The organism is Empedobacter sp. 225-1, assembly GCF_030328185.1.
Classification (GTDB): Bacteria; Bacteroidota; Bacteroidia; order Flavobacteriales; family Weeksellaceae; genus Empedobacter; species Empedobacter stercoris.
This window is the reverse complement of sequence record NZ_JACALO010000011.1, coordinates 31,103-48,945: the sequence shown is the minus strand read 5'-3', so window position 1 is coordinate 48,945 and position 17,843 is coordinate 31,103. Positions and strand designations below refer to the sequence as shown.

Here is a 17,843-nt window from a genome sequence, read left to right as displayed (position 1 = left end):
CAACAAATAATTACAACAAATATCATATTGAAAGAGAGCTTATTTATAGGCTCTCTTTTCATTTTTAGTCGTAAATTTGTATACATTTAAAATTCACGACAATGAGTGTTCAAAATTCTGACCCAAAAGATGAATTTAATTTAAACGATTATTTGGAGGATAATAACCAAATGAACGAAGACGTTCGTACTTCCATTGGAACAATGGAAAGAACAGGAGAACGAAAATGGGTATATCCTAAAAAACCAAAAGGTAAGTTTACTAATTATAGGACATACGTTAGTTATGTATTGTTAGCAATATTAATCTTAACACCCTTTTTTAAATTACCAAACGGAAATCCTTTGTTCAAATTTGATGTCTTACAAAGTCAATTCATTTTATTCGGTTTCCCTTTCTTTACCTCAGACTTTTTCTTGTTAGCTATCGGAATGATTACGACCATTATTTTTATCGTATTATTTACCATGGCTTATGGACGGTTGTTTTGTGGTTGGGTATGTCCCCAAACAATATTCTTGGAAATGGTTTTCCGAAAAATAGAATATGCCATAGAAGGTGACAGAGCAAAACAAATGAGATTAGATAAACAAGAATGGGACGAAGAAAAAATTCGTAAAAAACTATTAAAATGGACCATCTTCGCTATCATTTCATTTATCATAGCAAATGTATTCTTAGCTTACATTATTGGAGCAGATGCTTTATACGCAGTTATTCTTGACGGTCCAGCAGAACATATCGGGACATTGATTGGATTAGTTATCTTTTCTGGAATGTTTTACTTTGTATTTGCATGGTTCCGAGAACAAGCTTGTACGTTGGTTTGCCCTTACGGACGTTTTCAAGGTGTACTTATTGATTCGCATACAATTAATGTAACATATGATTTCAAACGTGGTGAATCTACAGCTGGACGTGCAAAATTCAAAAAGAATGAAGATCGTAAAGCTGCTGGAAAAGGAGATTGTATCGACTGTGGACAATGTGTAGTTGTTTGCCCAACTGGTATTGATATCCGTAACGGAATCCAATTAGAATGTGTCAACTGTACAGCTTGTATCGATGCATGTGACGAAGTAATGGTAAAAGTTGGTTTACCAACAGGATTGATTCGTTATGCTTCTGAAGATGATATCAAACGTGGAGAGAAATTCAAATTCTCAAAACGTTTAGCAGCTTACACATTTGCCTTGTTATTATTGATTGGTGCTATGACAGCTTTCCTTTTCTCTCGTTCAGATGTAGAGTCTAAATACCTAAAAGTACCAGGAACAGATTATAAAGTAGAAGGTCAATATTACGTCAATCAATTTGAATATACATTATACAACAAAACAAATGCCGACCAAATTGTATCAATAGAATTATTATCACACAAAGATTCAAAAGTAGAAATGTACGAAGGTGTTAATAAATTGAACATGGAAAAAGGTCAAATCATTCAAGGGAAATTCTTCTTGAAAATTCCAACAAATGAAGTAAAATCGTACAAAGAAAAAGTGGTCATTGGATTGATCAATCAAAAAGGAAAAGTAATCGATAAATACGAAACGAGCTTCTCAGCTCCATTCAAATATTAGTAAATATGAAGTTAAATTGGGGACATTATGTAGCAATTGCCTTAGGATGTTTTATGACATTTATCCTATCATTGCTATATTTTGCAGGAGATACAGGCGGAATGGTAACGGAAAATTACTACGAAAAAGAAATACATTTTCAAGACGAAATCAACGCAGAGAAACGTGCAAATGCTTTAGCCGAAAAGCCAGAAGTAATTGTACAAGCAAATGGACTTTTGTTTCAATTTCCAGCAACTACTGCGGCAGATTTTAAAGGAGATATTTTTTTGATGCGAAACGCAGACGAAACTAAAGATATCAAAACTAACATCAGATTATCTGACCGAAAAAATTTCTTAATACCTTCTGTTAAGTTAATAGACGGAGAATACGAATTAACATTAAGTTGGAAGGAAAATAATCAAACATACTTGATTAAAAAGTCCATTCGATGGATCTCACAATAGTTATCATAGCATTATCTATAGGTCTTACATCGTCCCTGCATTGCGTAGGGATGTGCGGACCTATTGCTTTATCTTTGGGATTAGAATCCCAAGACAAACTAAAATTTACACTTCGCAATCTCACTTATCAATTGGGACGTGTAACCACTTACACGATTTTAGGCGCAATTTTAGGACTAATTGGCGAATCATTTACATTTGTGGGTTTACAAAACTACCTAAGTATATTGATTGGTGTGTTAATGATTATTATGGTCATGATTCCGAAATTCTACGAAAACGGAGCATCTCAGCTTCGTCCTGTAAATGCCTTGATGGTAAAAGTAAAAATCTCTCTTGGTAAATTCTTAATCAAGAAAGATTCTTCCTCACTTTATATAGTTGGTTTATTAAATGGCTTATTACCTTGCGGAATGGTTTACGCCTCTTTAACTGCAGCCATCGGTTTAGGAACGGTTTACAAAAGCGCCATGTTCATGTTCTTCTTCGGATTAGGAACATTACCACTAATGTTTGCTACCGTTTTATTTGGTAATTTTTTATCAGTCAAACAACGACAAACTATCTTAAAAATCTTACCAATCATCACCTTAATACTTGGTGTTTTATTTATTCTTCGCGGATTAGAATTAGATATTCCGTTTATCTCGCCAGCCAAAGAAGCACTTCAGCTAAATGGAATGGATGAGCATTGTATGTAGAACTTTATTGATTTTCTTAGAGGATTTTATTTATTTTGTATTTACTATGTTGTTTTATATTTAAATAAGCTTATTTTAGCTTTATTTATATAAATAAGTAATTAAAAATGAATAGTTTTTATTTTAAGAATGGATTGGTTATTGTTTTTATTCTTTTATCTAATTTAGGATTTGGGCAGTCGAAAGAAATTAAAATCAAGTTTATAGGAAATTGTGGATTTCATATGACAGATGGAATAAATAATTTTTATATAGATTTTCCATATAAATCAGGAGCTCACAACTATATGAAATATGATGATAAAGAAATTGAAGAGGTTAAGAATAAATCTATTTTTATTTTTACACATAAACATTCAGATCATTATTCTAAAAAAATTGTGAAAAGATATAATGGACAGAAGTTCGGTCCTTGGAATATTAGCAAATTAGTGAAGTTACATGAGTCAATTCCAAATTTTGAAATTAAAGCTTTTAAGACAAAACATAAAGTTTTTGGTATTTCGTTTAAACATTATTCATATTTAATTAAATGGCATAATAAGAAGATTTATATTTCTGGTGATACAGGAGATTTAGATGATTTAGCTAAGATAAAAAATGTAGAATGGACTTTTTTAAATCCATGGATTTATAGAAATGCAAATAATACGAAATTAGTAATAGATACTAAAAATATAGGTATTTATCATTTATATCCTAATCAAGAAATTGATGTAAACAATCCAGAGAATCATTTTTTATTAAAAAATCAAGGAGAAGTTATAAATATTCCTTACTAAATTAAATTGGTATGTCAATTTCTTGGCAAAAAGTATTATTTCTGACTTCGAAAATCGATTATTACAATCCTTACAATTAAAATTAGATTCTAACAAATAAACTATTTACACCCTTCCAAAATAAATCGTATTTTTGACGTTATCACTATATGTAGTGTAACTAAATAAACGTCAAAATGATAACACAATTAAGAGGTAAATTAATCGAGATTTATCCAATAAATGCTGTAATAGATTGCAATGGTGTAGGATATTGGGTTAATATTTCACTGAATACCTATTCTACTTTGGAACACGAAGAAGCGGTTACAATTTTCACACATTTGATTGTTCGCGAAGATGCGCATATACTTTATGGGTTTGCAACGAAAGAAGAACGAGAAATTTTTCAGAAATTAATTAGTGTTAATGGTGTTGGTCCAGCTTCTGGAATGATGATTATTTCGACTTTATCGTCTAAAGAAATCGTTACAGCAATCGCAACAGAAGATGCCAAATTGCTGCAAAGCGTAAAAGGAATCGGAGCCAAAACAGCTCAGCGAATTATTATTGATTTGAAAGATAAACTGGATCAAAGTTTAATATTAGATGTTAATTCTACTTCGGTCAAAAATAAATCTAAGAATGAAGCGTTATCTGCTTTAGAAGTTTTAGGAATTCCTAAAAAATCTGCAGAGAAAGTCATGGACAAAATCCTACAAGATCAACCAGATGCAGATGTAGAATTCTTAGTAAAAGAAACCTTGAAGAAAATTTAATGAAGATTCATAACGAACCAAAAACTATTCGTAAAGGCTCTACTATAGCAGCATTGTGTTTCCTTTTTGCAATGGGAGCTATGGGCGATGTGATGGCACAGGAAAGTGATACACTCAAATTTCCTATGCGCGATCAAAAAGGTGGATTGTTTTTAGATAATCAAATAACATACGATGTACAGTACGATGCGATAAAGCGTCAGTATATCTTATATCCTCAAATAGGAACAAGTTTAGTTTCCGAACCAATTTATTTGACACGTCAAGAGTATTTGACATTGGTTCAGAATCAAGACATGAAAAATTACTTCCGTACTAAATCTCAAACAAATGATCAATATTATCGTGAGCAACGTTTTGGAGATAAAGAAGGGAAAAAGGACAGTAATATTTTACCAAGTTTTAGAATCAAGTCTAAAGCTTTCGAAACTATTTTTGGAGGTTCAGAAATTTCCTTAACACCACAAGGTTACGCTAATTTAGATTTAGGGGTTTTCTTACAAAAGATTGATAACCCGATGCTTTTGCCGCAAAATAGACAAACCCTTACGATGGATCTTAACCAACGTATGCAGTTGAGTATTTTGGGAAAAGTAGGTGAAAACTTACAATTGAAAGTTAATTATGATACGCAAGCTGGATTCGGTTTCGAAAATCAAATGAAACTTCAATGGCGCAAAGCCTTAGGAACTAAGTTGGATCCATTTGCTGGTGAAGATGATATTTTACAAAATATAGAGGTTGGTAATATTTCGATGCCACTTAGTACTTCGTTAATTACAGGTGCTCAATCACTTTTTGGAGTTCGAACAGATCTGAAATTTGGTCGTACAAATGTATCGGCTGTGTTCTCAGAACAACGTTCGGAATCGAAAAATATCGTGGTACAAGGTGGTGGTGTAATGACAGATTTTAAAGTTGCTGCCGAAAAATACGAATACAACAGACACTTCTTCTTAGGTCAATATTTCAGAAATAGTTATGATAGAGCTTTAGCGAATTATCCTGCAGTTAACAGTAATATCAATATCCAGCGAATAGAAGTTTGGAAAGTTGATAAATCTGGAGGTAATCAGCAAACAAGACGTTCGGTTATTGCTTTACGAGATATTGCCGAAAGTAATTCAACTCCAAATAACGATAGCAATACTTTATTTAATTCGATCAATTCGCAAGGTTTTTCAAAGATTAGTGACGCGAGAAGTTATTTGAATGGATTTTCTTACAATGGAGAACAATTTCAAGATGGAGAGAACTTTATCGTCAACGAAAACGTTCGAAAACTTGATGCATCCGAATTTACATTCTATCCAAAATTGGGATACATTTCGTTGAATACACCTTTGATTGATGGTGAAGATTTATTAGCGGTATCTTTTCAGTATACAACAAGTTCTGATCCTGGGAAATTGTATACCGTTGGACAAATGTCTGATCAAACAGACAAACCAATTATTGCGAAATTAATTAAGCCAAATTCAGCTGTAAACGTGGCTTCGCCAATGTGGGATTTGATGATGAAAAATATTTACTCGTTAAATGCTTATGGTGTTTCGAGTGAAGATTTTATGTTAAATGTAAATTTCAAAGATAATGGAGAACAATCTTCAGGAACATTAAATTATCTACCAAATTCTGCCGTTTCAGAACAATCATTGTTACAAGTGTTGAATATGGACCGTTTAAATTCGAACGGACAATTACAACAAAACCCTGATGGAAGTAAAGGAGATGGTTTATTCGATTTTGAGTCTGGGCTTACCATTGACACAGAAAGAGGAAATATTATTTTTACTTCTGTTGAACCTTTTGGTAAATATTTGGATAATAAGTTACAAGGGCAAAATCAAGAATACGTTTTCAATGAGATTTATCGTCAATTACCAAATACACTTTCTGGCGAAAAGTTAGCCAATCGTTATACCTTAGAAGGTCGTTACAAAGGAACAGTTTCTGATGGTATTCCTTTAGGAGCTTTCAATGTGCCGCAAGGTTCTGTAAAAGTAACTTCTGGTGGAGCAACCTTAACAGAAGGTGTTGATTATACAGTCGATTATCAATTAGGACGTGTAAAAATCATCAACGAACAATTGAAAAACTCTGGTGCACCAATTAATGTGGCATTAGAGAATCAATCTACATTTAATTTACAGAAAAAACGTTTCATGGGAATTAATGTCGAACATAATTTTAGCGATAAATTTATGTTGGGAGGTACATTAATCAATTACCAAGAACGTCCTGTTACACAAAAAACACAATTTGGTTCAGAACCTGTTAATAATACTATTTTTGGACTTAATACACAATATAACTCAGAAGCTGAGTGGTTAACGCGTTTAACCAATAAAATTCCTGGAATCAAAACAGATGAAATGTCGAACATTAATGTTCAGGCAGAAGCTGCTTACTTAATGCCAGGTGTCAACAATGTTACAGGAGGATATTCTTACATTGATGATTTTGAAGATGCACAATCTCGTATCAGTTTATTGGATGTTGGTTCATGGAAATTTGGATCTACACCAGGAAAACCTGCGGGATATTCAGCCTCTGGTTATCACCCATTCTTCCCGAATGGAATGAAAAATGACGATTTATCCTTTAATAATGGTCGTCGTATGATGTCATGGTATTCAATTGATCCTCGTTTTTATGGACTTGGAGGTAGTTCACCTTTGTCAGATAAAGAAATGTCATCGCACATGGCACGTCGAGTTAAGTTGAAAGAACTTTTTGATCAACGTGATGTCATGGCAGGAACCAACTCGTATATCAGTACATTGGATATGACATTTTATCCGCAAGAACGTGGTCCATATAACATCAATCCAAATGCAACAGATACCAAAAATTGGGGAGCAATGATGCGACCTATTTCGGTTTCTAACTTCAAGGATTCGAATGTTGAATACATCGAATTTTGGATGATGGATCCATATGCAGATGGAAAAGGGGGAGAAGGAGAATTGTTAGTGCATTTAGGAAATGTTTCGGAAGATGTCTTGAAAGACGGTGAAATGATGTACGAAAATGGATTACCTCATTCAGGTAATGGAGCTGCTACAGTTTCTTCAAAATGGGGATTAACACCTCAATTGAATCCTATTTTATATGCGTTCGATACAGAAGGAGAAGCACGTAAACAACAAGATTTAGGATACAATGGATTGACCGATGAAGAAGAAGCTCAACGATACGGAATTACAAGTAATAATTTAGTTACAGGGGAATTAGATCCTGCAAATGATAACTATTTATTCTTCTTAGATGATCGTTTTAGAGGAGCTTCTATCGGAAATACAGTCCAAGATCGTTACCGTTATTTTAGAAATCCTCAAGGAAACAATTCAACGGATAATCCTTTACATGCTTCTTCATTAGTGCCAGATACAGAAGATATCAATGGCGACTTTAACTTAGATCAAACGGAGAATTATAATCAGTATACCTTAAAAATTGATCGTCAAAGTTTAGAAGATCCAAACAATAAATTTATTGTTGGAAGAAAAGAAGTTGATGGTGAATTTCCAGATAAATCTTCGCAGAAAGTAAAATGGTACCAAGTTCGTATTCCTGTTGATAACTTCGATTTAGATATTGATGGAGACGGAGTAGAAGAGTTGAACAATGATGCCTCTATTGCACAAGCGGAAAGCGTTTTAACTGCTGCTCGTTTTATGCGTATGGTAATGCGTGGGTTTGAGGAAGAAACAACACTTCGTTTCGGTACTTTTGATTTAGTTCGTTCGGAATGGCGTCGTTACACAAAAAATATTTACCCTTATATTATTAGTAATCAAGAAGGTTACGAAGATGATAAAAATATCGACGATTTAGAAGTTGGTGAAGTAAGTATTGAACGTAACGGAACTGATCGTCCACGATATATGATGCCTCCAGGAGTTTATCGCGAGCAAACGCAAGGAGCGACTGGATATCAATCTCAGAACGAAGCTTCGATGACATTGAAAGCGAAGTTTAAACCAGGTAGTACATCAAAAGCGATTTTTAAGAATACGAATTTAGATTTGAGACGATACAAAAAATTGCAAATGTTTGTATCGGCACAAAACTTATTAGACAGAACGTCGAATGCTGTTGATGATGGAACAAAATTATTTATTCGTGTAGGTAGTGATTATACTGATAACTACTACGAATACGAAATGCCGTTGAAGTACACCCCTCAAAGCGCAACAACAGAAAGTGCAGTTTGGCCAGATGAAAACTTTATTGATCTGAATACAGATTTGTTTACAGATGCAAAAAAACAAAGGGATTTAGATGGCTTCAGTACATTGCAACGTTTTAATTTTGCGTTCGATCAAGAAAATCCAAACAAAACAGTTTACGTAAAAGGACGTCCAACACTTGGTAATGTATCATCGATTATGATTGGGGTACGTAACACTTCTGGTTCTTCAGAAAAAGAAGTATTACTTTGGGTGAACGAACTTCGTTTAAGCGAAATTGATAACAAAGGTGGATATGCAGCAGCAGCCAATGTGCAATTTAATTTAGGAGATTTTGCCAATGTTCAAGTTTCGGGAAGTACAAGTTCTGTAGGATTTGGAGCGATAGATCAAGGTCCTGCGAATCGTAATCAAGACGAATCATTGCAATATGCCTTGAATGCACAAGTAAAATTAGACAAATTCTTACCGAAGAAATGGGGAATGGAAATTCCGTTCGATTTTACGATTCAAGAAAGTTTTGTCGATCCAAAATACAATCCGTTAGACAACGATATTATTTTTGATGAAGCGCCTAATAAAGCTGAATTAGAAAAAGTTGTTCGAACTTATACGCAATACAAAAGTTTTGCATTTAACAATGTTCGCAAAGTTAGATCAACGAATAACAATAATCCTGTTCGTTTTTATGATCCATCGAACTTCTCTTTGTCGATGATGTATTCGGATAATTATTATCGTGATATCTATACACAATACAACGTTAATCAGCAACTGAGAGCTTCGTTGAATTATACATACGGATTTAGAGGAAAATCATACGAACCATTTAAAAAATGGAGAATGGTTCAACCAAAAGAAGAATCGAGCAAATATTTACAATTTATTCGAGAGTTTAATATCAATCCATTGCCAACACGATTCTCTTTCCGTACCGAAATTGCGCGTACATACAGCGAAAGACAATACCGTGATATTAGTCAATATTTAGGAGGTGGATCTTCAAGTTTGATTCGTCCAACGTACAGTAACAATTTCTTGTTCAATTGGCAATATAATTTAGGGTTTGATTTAACAAAATCATTGCGTTTAGATTTAACATCTTCAACCATGACGTTGAATGATGGAACGACTTTCCAACGTGCAGATCAAGATATGATTTGGCAAAACATGTTTACCATTGGTCGTCCTTTGCAATATGATCAGCAATTTCAGGTGAATTATAAATTACCATTGAAATTCTTCCCGTATTTAAATTGGATGAATGTCGAAACAGGTTTTACGTCAAATTATAACTGGATGGCAACTTCGACAGCTTATCGTAATTTCGAAACAGAAGTGATTAATCCAGATGGATCAACTTCAACTCGACCAGTTAATTTAGGAAAAGGAACGGCACAGAATTCAAATTCAATCAATTTGATTGGAGATTTAGATTTCGCGAAATTCTATCCAGAATTTAAAGGTTACAAACGTTACGATTCTATTTTGAAAGGTCGTCGTCAAGAGATTGATTCATTGAATACAGTTTACACAACATTATTCTCTAAAAAACGTCGAACAAATAAGAAATCAGCGTACAAATTCAAACATAAATTTACAGCCAAAGATTATGGTTGGATGGTTTTATCATCATTAAAACGTGCGAATTTTACGTATAATCAACGCAACGGAGCTGTAATTCCAGGATTATTATACGAGCCAGGTTTCTTTGGTGTTGATGGTAAAAACGGACCAAGTTTAGGTTTTGTATACGGAACACAATTCGATATCAAACGTCAGTTAGTTGAAAGAGGTTTAATTGTAGGAGATGAGTTGATGACAGATGCTTATCAAATTACAAAAGGAACTGATTTTAATGCAACAGCATTAATTGAGCCAATTCCAGATTTACGAATAGATTTGAATGCAAAACGCATGAAAGATCGCCGTATTTATCATTCAGGATTTAATCTTGATGTGGCAAATCCTTACATAGACGAATTAACAAATCTTAATATTTCGACAGTTAACATCAAAACAGCTTTTAAAGATGGTGATGCTATTTTTGATCAATTCTTAACGAATACCAAAACTATTTCTGAACGCTTAGCACAAAAAAGAGGAAGTGGAAACAAAGATGGAATGGGATATTATGAAGGCTTTAACGCAAGAAGTTCTGATGTTCTTTTACCAGCCTTTTTAGCTGCAGTACAAGGAAAAGATGCAGGTTCTTCAAAATTAGGATACAATCGATCTATTCCAGTTCCGAACTGGAGAGTGGCGTATACAGGTTTAAAATCTATTCCAATTGTCAATAAATATTTTGATAATGTCGAAATTTCGAGTGCGTATAATTCAACGTATACAGCAACAGGAGTTCAGTCGAATCCAAACTTTATGTTAGATACAGGTATTATGTCTGGCGGACAAGTGACAGGAAGAGATGAGAACGGAAATTTCTATACGCAGAATTTATATGGAGCTGTAACGATGATCGAATCGTTCTCGCCATTGTTAGGAGTAGATTTAACGTTCCGTAACAGTATGCAGTTGAGAGCGCAATATAACAGAGATCGTTTATTGTCTTTAAGTACAACAAATTATACGTATACAGAAGATTATGGATCGGAATATATTATAGGATTTGGTTATATTTTCAAAGATTTCAAGATGAAGATTCGTTACCAAGGAAGTCAAAAAACGGTAAAAGGAGATTTGAATATTCGAGGAGATTTTTCGTTAAGAGATAATCAAACAACAATCAGAAAAGTAATTTATAACTTTGACGATTTACAGAATCCAGATACACCAACAAATATTTATGGTGATTCGCAAATAACAGGTGGACAACGAATTATGTCGTTCAAGTTGACGGCAGATTATAATGTGAGCAAGAATTTGAACTTGAGATTCTATTGGGATCAGATGATGAGCAAATATAAAATTTCAACAGCTTTTCCAATTTCTCAAATTCGTGCCGGATTTAGTGCTACCTTTACATTCGGAAATTAAAAACAATAAAACAAACAGTATGAGCATTCCAAACAATTTAAAGTACAGTAAAGATCACGAGTGGATTTCTGTAGAAGGAGACGTAGCAACTATCGGTATTACAGCTTTCGCACAAGGAGAGTTAGGAGATATCGTTTATGTTGATGTAGAAACTGAAGGAGAAACTTTAGGTCAAGAAGAAGTTTTTGGGACAGTAGAAGCAGTAAAAACAGTTTCTGATTTATTTATGCCAATTAGTGGAGAAGTAGTAGAATTCAATACAGAATTAGAAGGAGAACCAGAATTAATTAACACTGATCCTTACGGAAAAGGATGGATCATCAAAGTGAAAATTGAAGATGCTTCTCAATTAGATGCTTTATTAGACGCAGCTGCTTACGGTGAATTAATCGGTGCATAAGACAAAACAAATAATATTCTTTGCTTATGTAGGCTTGGTGTTTTATTTGACCTTGCTTCCACAAGAGAATTTCTCAAAATTAAGTACAATCAAAGAATTAGAAATCTTCTTGGAGATTGATAATTTAGATAAAGTTGTACATTGTGGAATGTTTGGATTGATGACGATATTATTATTTGTCAGCTACAAATTAACAAACCTACGCTTGATGATAATTCCGTTTTTGATTAGTTTCCTTATCGAAATTTTACAAGGCGTTTTAACATCATTACATCGTAGTTTTGATTTTGTCGATTTGATGGCAAACTTATCCGGAATCGCACTTGCTTACATTGCAATAACCTATTATTTACAACATAAAAAAACTCAGTAGCAATACTGAGTTTTTTGTTTATTTTAGATAGATGAAAAAAATTCTATTATTTGTTTTGTTTGTAACCATTTTTTGGAAAGGCTGTGATTTATTTGATGATTTTACTAATAGAAAAGCAGTAATTAAAGAAATACAAAAAGATTTTTCAGGAATAATAATGGAAAAATATTCTCCCAGAGATACGCCTCCAATATTTTTAAAGATTAAAAATCAAAATACAATTTTGGATATTTCATTTTCTAGAGGAGTTATGAATATTTCTTCTATTGGAGATAGTATTTATAAATTACCTAATGATAATTATGTTTATATAGTAAAGCCTAATGGAAAAGTATATAAAGAGTGTTTTCAAAGAATAAGAAAGGAAACCAGAGATAATAAACAATTTCCTCTTGAATGGAAAAATAAATGGTTGGATACAGCTAGTTGTGGAGAGTAAATTATTTAATAGTATAATATAATTTTGCAACAGATTCCTTTAGATTTGAAAATCTTAAATTGTAGTATAAAAAGAAGAGAAAAGAGTTTGAGTACACTATAACGAGTTCAGAGCTATATAATCTCATATTCTGATTAAGACTCAACTCTTTCTTATCAAATTCTCAAATAGAAATTCGGGTTAAAAACCCATTAGTAAGGAATCGAGTTATTGATAAGTTTCTCTTCTCATTAAATTCAAATTTATGGAAAAAATTGTTATCGGAATTGATGTGAGTAAATTAACTTTAGACATCTGTATTCAAGTAAATAAAGAGAATCGTTTTGAGAACATTTCTAATACTGAAAAAGCAATAAAAGATTTTTTCAAACAGTTTGATAAAAAAACAAGAAATTCTGATTGGAATGGAGAATACAGGTCGATTTAACGCTATTCTTTACAGCGTTTTAGTCAACTATTCTTTTACTGTTTATGTCATCAATCCTTTGCATTTGAAAAAAAGTATGGGATTAGTTAGAGGTAAAAATGATAAAATTGACAGCGAACGTATTGCTGTATTTTTACTGAAAAACTATATGGATCTTCAAGAGTGGAAACCTAATTCTCAAGTGATTGAAAAAATTAAATTATTGAATGCTGAAAGAAAACATCGCGTTAAAATAAGAGCTGGATTACTAGCTCAAGCAAAAGATGAATTATTTTTAAAATCAATTGTTGACAAAGCTGTTTTACGTTTAAACACTAAGCTAATCGATGTATTAACGAAACAAATTAATGAGATCGAAGATAGAATCTATCAATTAATTTGTAATGATGAACAGCTTTATAACCATTATAAAAGAATACAATCAATCCCTGGAGTAGGAAAAGTTTTAGCTTTTAATATGTTGATTAAAACGGATGGTTTTACAACCATAAATACGCCAAGACAAATGGCTTGCTATGCTGGAATAGCCCCATTTGATTTTCAATCTGGAACTTCCATAAGGCGAAAACCGAAAGTTTCATCAATGGCTGATAAAGATTTGAAGAAACTATTGCATTTAGCTGCAATGAGTGCTATTCGTTTAGACAATGACTTGGCTATTTATTATCATCGAAAGGTAGGAGGAGGGAAAAATAAAATGTCTGTTTTAAATGCTGTTAGAAATAAAATTATTCATCGGATTTATGCACTAATTAAAAATCAAAATATTTATAAAAATAACTTGGTTTTGTCATAGAAATCAGAATGATAAATAAGTAGAAGTCATGTTGAACTTGTTTCAACATCACATCAAAATAAAAAAAGCAAACTCTCGCTTGCTTTTAAACTATAAAAAATAATTTTGCTTACCGCTTACCGCTTACCGCTTACCGCTTACCGCTTACCGCTTACCGCTTACCGCTTACCGCTTACCGCAACTTACTTCATCAACTTCTCAGGAATATCACAAATCGGAATTGGAACCATTTTATGTTGATTGATTCGATTTAATCTCGAATAAATTTCGAAAACTTCTTTTTCTCGACCTTCAAAATCATCTGCAGTTTGTCCAGCTTCTTTCGCTTTCATCGCCCATTCCAATTCATCATAATTTGCTCCCAATTGATCTTCATCCGAACGATCATCACCAAACAAACCATCGGTTGGTTTAGCTTTTTGAATATCCGTATTGATTCCTAAAAAGCGTGCAATTTCATACACTTCCGATTTCATCAAATCAGCAATTGGACTAAGATCTACACCACCATCACCATATTTTGTATAAAAACCAACGCCAAAATCTTCGACTTTATTTCCAGTTCCTGCAACCAAATAATTGTGTAAACCAGCAAAATAATAAAGTGTTGTCATACGCAAACGAGCACGCGTATTAGCTAAAGCTAAATTCACTTTATCTGTTGTTTCCGTTTTTGGTAAAGCCGAGACCATTGCATCAAAAGTGGTTGTTAAATCAACTTCTATTGAATCAATTGGTGAAGAAAATTGTTCGTTCAGCCATTCGATATGACGTTTAGCTCTATCTGCTTGATTTTTTTCTTGGTGAATAGGCATTTCCAAATTAAGTAAAGGATAACCTGTCATCGCACAAAGTGTTGAGGTTACAGCCGAATCTATTCCGCCCGAAATTCCAATCACAAAGCCTTTTTGGTGTGCTGTCTCCAAATAATCTTTCAACCAAGAAACAATATATTCTACAACTTTTTCAGTTTGCATAGTGTAATAATTTATTTCAAAGATAGCAGATTATGAAAAAAATTAGGGTTGAAAATACTACCGATTATTTTACTATTTTTGTTAGCTAAATAACCAAGCAATGAAATTTGTATATGGCTTAGCTTTTGCGAGTTTAATTTTATTTACATCGTGCAAAAAAGAGAAATCGTGGGAAGTAGATGTTAAAGAACAAAATGTTCAATTAAACATTCATGATATCAGCCAAGATTTTTTTAACGACTCTATCCCATTAACGACTTTACGAAAAGATTATCCTTTCTTTTTTGATGCTAAAACAACGGATAGTATTTGGGAAAACCAACGTCGTAATAAAGAAGAATTGAGTATTTATGGACAATCAAGAAAAGTTTTTGGAGATTTTAAAGAATTAAATCAAATGTTGACTCCAATGTTTCAACGTTACCAATTTTATTTTCCTGAATATAAAATTCCAACTATTTATACCTATTCATCAGGTTTGCAAAATATCGATTATCCTGTGATGTTTAGTCAGCAATCTGGCTTAATGTTTATCGCAATGGATGCCTATTTAGGCTCAAAAAATAAGCTGTATGATAGTATTGGTGTTGAACGTTATTTGCGAATTAATTTAGATCTTAATCGTTTACCATCTCAGGCAGTTGATGCGATAGCAAATGATGTGGTAACATTTAGCCCAAGAAATCAATTATTTATTGATAAAATGATTTACGAAGGGAAAAAATTAATTTTGCAAGATGCTTTATTAGTAGATACTGCAGACGAATATAAAGTTGGTTACACGCCAGAACAAATACAATGGTGTATTGACAATGAAGGACAAATTTGGAACTTTTTTGTCGAACAAAATTATGTATTTAGTTCAGATGCTTCGTTAGATAAACGATTTTTGGCATTAAGTCCTTTTTCAAAATTTAACAACGAAATAGAACAAGATTCTCCAGGTAGAATTGCCGCTTGGATTGGTTTGCAAATTATTCGTCAATACATGAAAGAGAACCCTAAAGTTGAACTGAAAGCTTTATTAGATGATATGGATGGGCAGAAAATCTTCAAGGATTCGAAATACAAACCAGCATTAGAAGGAAATAATTCAGCAAATTATACAACAAAAACAATTGATGGTAAAGTTTACCATTTTGTGAAATAAACTAAATAAGTAGAAGTTATGAGAACAACAAATATTACTGTAGAGATTGAATTGGACGAAAATCACGTGCCAGAAAAAATGACTTGGAATGCGCCAGATGGTGGTATTAGTCACGAAGAAACAAAAGCAATGTTACTTTCTGTTTGGGATGATAAATCGAAAGAAGCTTTACGTATCGATTTGTGGACAAAAGATATGACGCAAGATGATATGAAACGTTTCTTTCATCAAATTCTAATTTCGATGTCAAGTTCGTACGAAAGAGCAACAGAGGAAAAAGAGGTGGCAGAAAGAATTGCTGCTTTTGCAGAAGAATTTGCAATTGCTTCTAAAATTAAAGGTTAAAATAATTTAACCCTAAAAAACTTTAAGTCGGATTTCGTAACATTTTGATTAGAAATTCGACTTATTTTATATCTTTAAATCTCTGATCAGAATAGTTTATGAAAAAATTATTTTTTGCTTTAACATTTTTAGCTTCAATTCATTCATTTGCTCAAGAAGAATGGACCATAGAAAAGTGTATTGAATATGCTTCAAAAAATAATTTGACTGTTCAGCAAAATACCATCAACCAAGAATTATTCAACAAAAATTTAGAACAAACCTATAATGCGTGGTTGCCTACGGTTTCGGGATATGTGGATAATAATTTTACAATTGGAACCTATAATCCTGTTATCGAAAAAGGATATTATCAATTTGCACATTCGTTGGGAGTGCAATCAAGCATCAATATTTACAGCGGAGGAGTTGTTCAATTGAACAAAGATAAAGCAGCTTTGGAATTAGAAGCGTCAAAAGTTCAAACGGCAATAACAGTAAATGATATTTCGCTTCAAATAGCAAATTATTATTTGGCTGTTTTATTAAACAAAGAATTGAAACAGGTTGCAGTCGGAAACTTAAATATTTCCAAACAATTATTAGATCAGAATAAAAAGAAATTAAAAGCAGGAAGCGTTGCACAATCAGTTGTAGCACAATCCGAATCTGAAGTTGCGACAAATACGCGCGAAGTAGTCAATGCACAAATCGAAATAGAACGTGCTTTATTCAATTTAGCAATGTTGTTACAACTTAACGATTACCGTGATTTTAGTGTAACGGATGTTAAAATTCCAGATAATATCAATTCACAATTGTATCATTTAGAAGATGTCGTAGAAACGGCTTATCAAAATCAACCTGCTGTTAAGTATGCCGAATTACAGATTGATGTTGCTACGAAAGAAACAGAAATTGCACGAACATCATTGTTCCCAAAAATAACAGGAACTTTCAATTTTGGTACAAATTATTTGCAATATTTCAACAAGCGATTGCGTCAAGATGCGTTGTTAGATCAATTGGGGCATAATGTAACAGCAGTATTTGGCGTAGGAGTTTCGATTCCGATTTGGAATCAATATTCGTACAAAATTAATATTCAGAAAGCATTAATTAACGAAGATTTGATGAAAATTAATCTTCTGCAATCCAAACAAGATATTTTGAAAAATGTGCAATCTGCCTATTTCGAAGTCAATAGTTCTTATGCATCATACGATTCATCGAAAGAAGCGGTGAAATATGCGAAAATTTCGTACGATTTTGCACAAAAATCGTATAATGCAGGAGTGATTAATCAATATGATTTTAACCGATCACGTAATGATTTGATGATTGCAGAATCACAAATGTTACAAGCAAAATACAATTACGTTTTCAAACAAAAAGTACTGGATTTCTATGCAGGAATTCCAATTACGTTGGATTAGAGTTCAATTTTTCTTTATTTCCAATAGAAAATCATCTTATCAAACACAAATCATCTAA

General features: G+C 32.8%; 15 protein-coding genes. 14 read left to right on the top strand and 1 reads right to left on the bottom strand.

Features of this window, described 5'->3' with window-relative positions; all coding sequences use genetic code 11:
• Window positions 1-101 precede the first annotated feature (101 nt).
• The 11 genes from ccoG (at window position 102) to HX088_RS04870 (ending at window position 13,898) form a co-directional block, all read left to right on the top strand.
• Window positions 102-1,583 carry a cytochrome c oxidase accessory protein CcoG gene (gene ccoG / locus HX088_RS04920; RefSeq protein WP_225540324.1) on the top strand — a complete coding sequence of 494 codons (1,482 nt, stop codon included), beginning with the start codon at window positions 102-104 and terminating at the stop codon, window positions 1,581-1,583.
• 5 nt (window positions 1,584-1,588) lie between these two features.
• Window positions 1,589-2,032, top strand: coding sequence for a FixH family protein (locus HX088_RS04915; RefSeq protein ID WP_188319280.1), 444 nt, complete (start codon window positions 1,589-1,591; stop codon window positions 2,030-2,032).
• A complete protein-coding gene (locus HX088_RS04910; protein ID WP_284583155.1) occupies window positions 2,017-2,733 on the top strand; it encodes a sulfite exporter TauE/SafE family protein in 717 nt (238 codons plus the stop codon). The genes HX088_RS04915 and HX088_RS04910 overlap by 16 nt, the downstream gene beginning before the upstream one ends.
• Before the next feature lie 107 nt (window positions 2,734-2,840).
• The gene (locus HX088_RS04905; RefSeq protein ID WP_286483589.1) at window positions 2,841-3,515 is read left to right on the top strand and encodes an MBL fold metallo-hydrolase; all 675 of its coding nucleotides are present in this window, start codon (window positions 2,841-2,843) and stop codon (window positions 3,513-3,515) included.
• Window positions 3,516-3,691: 176 nt separating this feature from the next.
• Window positions 3,692-4,273, top strand: a complete 582-nt coding sequence (gene ruvA, locus HX088_RS04900) for a Holliday junction branch migration protein RuvA (RefSeq protein ID WP_286483588.1) — start codon at window positions 3,692-3,694, stop codon at window positions 4,271-4,273.
• Window positions 4,273-11,463, top strand: coding sequence for a T9SS outer membrane translocon Sov/SprA (gene sov, locus HX088_RS04895; RefSeq protein WP_286483587.1), 7,191 nt, complete (start codon window positions 4,273-4,275; stop codon window positions 11,461-11,463). The genes ruvA and sov overlap by 1 nt, the downstream gene beginning before the upstream one ends.
• A 19-nt stretch (window positions 11,464-11,482) precedes the next feature.
• Complete coding sequence (gcvH, locus tag HX088_RS04890; protein WP_038335019.1) at window positions 11,483-11,863, top strand: glycine cleavage system protein GcvH; 381 nt, start codon at window positions 11,483-11,485, stop codon at window positions 11,861-11,863.
• On the top strand, window positions 11,856-12,236 hold the full coding sequence (locus tag HX088_RS04885) for a VanZ family protein (RefSeq protein ID WP_188319276.1): 381 nt from the start codon (window positions 11,856-11,858) through the stop codon (window positions 12,234-12,236). The genes gcvH and HX088_RS04885 overlap by 8 nt, the downstream gene beginning before the upstream one ends.
• A 31-nt stretch (window positions 12,237-12,267) precedes the next feature.
• Window positions 12,268-12,675, top strand: coding sequence for a hypothetical protein (locus HX088_RS04880; RefSeq protein WP_284583157.1), 408 nt, complete (start codon window positions 12,268-12,270; stop codon window positions 12,673-12,675).
• A gap of 244 nt (window positions 12,676-12,919) precedes the next feature.
• Window positions 12,920-13,102: a hypothetical protein gene (locus HX088_RS04875; protein ID WP_286483586.1), complete on the top strand. Its 183-nt coding sequence runs from the start codon at window positions 12,920-12,922 to the stop codon at window positions 13,100-13,102.
• The gene (locus HX088_RS04870; protein ID WP_286483585.1) at window positions 13,080-13,898 is read left to right on the top strand and encodes a transposase; all 819 of its coding nucleotides are present in this window, start codon (window positions 13,080-13,082) and stop codon (window positions 13,896-13,898) included. The genes HX088_RS04875 and HX088_RS04870 overlap by 23 nt, the downstream gene beginning before the upstream one ends.
• Before the next feature lie 182 nt (window positions 13,899-14,080).
• Here the strand turns inward: HX088_RS04870 and nadE are convergent, their stop codons facing one another.
• Window positions 14,081-14,875: an NAD(+) synthase gene (gene nadE, locus HX088_RS04865; RefSeq protein ID WP_286483584.1), complete on the bottom strand. Its 795-nt coding sequence runs from the start codon at window positions 14,873-14,875 to the stop codon at window positions 14,081-14,083.
• A 100-nt stretch (window positions 14,876-14,975) separates the two neighbouring features.
• Here nadE and gldB point away from each other — a divergent pair, with 100 nt between their 5' ends.
• From gldB to HX088_RS04850, 3 genes are all read left to right on the top strand, one after another.
• Entirely contained in the window at window positions 14,976-16,025 is a 1,050-nt protein-coding gene (gene gldB, locus HX088_RS04860) for a gliding motility lipoprotein GldB (RefSeq protein WP_225542684.1), read from the top strand.
• Window positions 16,026-16,043: 18 nt separating this feature from the next.
• Entirely contained in the window at window positions 16,044-16,370 is a 327-nt protein-coding gene (gldC, locus tag HX088_RS04855) for a gliding motility protein GldC (protein ID WP_171623345.1), read from the top strand.
• Window positions 16,371-16,468: 98 nt separating this feature from the next.
• A complete protein-coding gene (locus HX088_RS04850; protein ID WP_284583163.1) occupies window positions 16,469-17,785 on the top strand; it encodes a TolC family protein in 1,317 nt (438 codons plus the stop codon).
• Window positions 17,786-17,843 lie beyond the last annotated feature (58 nt).

Excerpts from the sequence above, each read along its gene's own strand:
- nadE (WP_286483584.1), bottom strand. The coding sequence starts at position 14,875 with ATGCAAACTGAAAAAGTTGTAGAATATATTGTTTCTTGGTTGAAAGAT.
- HX088_RS04910 (WP_284583155.1), top strand. The coding sequence starts at position 2,017 with ATGGATCTCACAATAGTTATCATAGCATTATCTATAGGTCTTACATCG.
- HX088_RS04880 (WP_284583157.1), top strand. The coding sequence starts at position 12,268 with ATGAAAAAAATTCTATTATTTGTTTTGTTTGTAACCATTTTTTGGAAA.
- ccoG (WP_225540324.1), top strand. The coding sequence starts at position 102 with ATGAGTGTTCAAAATTCTGACCCAAAAGATGAATTTAATTTAAACGAT.
- HX088_RS04905 (WP_286483589.1), top strand. The coding sequence starts at position 2,841 with ATGAATAGTTTTTATTTTAAGAATGGATTGGTTATTGTTTTTATTCTT.
- HX088_RS04870 (WP_286483585.1), top strand. The coding sequence starts at position 13,080 with ATGGAGAATACAGGTCGATTTAACGCTATTCTTTACAGCGTTTTAGTC.
- HX088_RS04915 (WP_188319280.1), top strand. The coding sequence starts at position 1,589 with ATGAAGTTAAATTGGGGACATTATGTAGCAATTGCCTTAGGATGTTTT.
- HX088_RS04875 (WP_286483586.1), top strand. The coding sequence starts at position 12,920 with ATGGAAAAAATTGTTATCGGAATTGATGTGAGTAAATTAACTTTAGAC.
- ruvA (WP_286483588.1), top strand. The coding sequence starts at position 3,692 with ATGATAACACAATTAAGAGGTAAATTAATCGAGATTTATCCAATAAAT.
- gcvH (WP_038335019.1), top strand. The coding sequence starts at position 11,483 with ATGAGCATTCCAAACAATTTAAAGTACAGTAAAGATCACGAGTGGATT.
- gldC (WP_171623345.1), top strand. The coding sequence starts at position 16,044 with ATGAGAACAACAAATATTACTGTAGAGATTGAATTGGACGAAAATCAC.
- HX088_RS04850 (WP_284583163.1), top strand. The coding sequence starts at position 16,469 with ATGAAAAAATTATTTTTTGCTTTAACATTTTTAGCTTCAATTCATTCA.
- sov (WP_286483587.1), top strand. The coding sequence starts at position 4,273 with ATGAAGATTCATAACGAACCAAAAACTATTCGTAAAGGCTCTACTATA.
- gldB (WP_225542684.1), top strand. The coding sequence starts at position 14,976 with ATGAAATTTGTATATGGCTTAGCTTTTGCGAGTTTAATTTTATTTACA.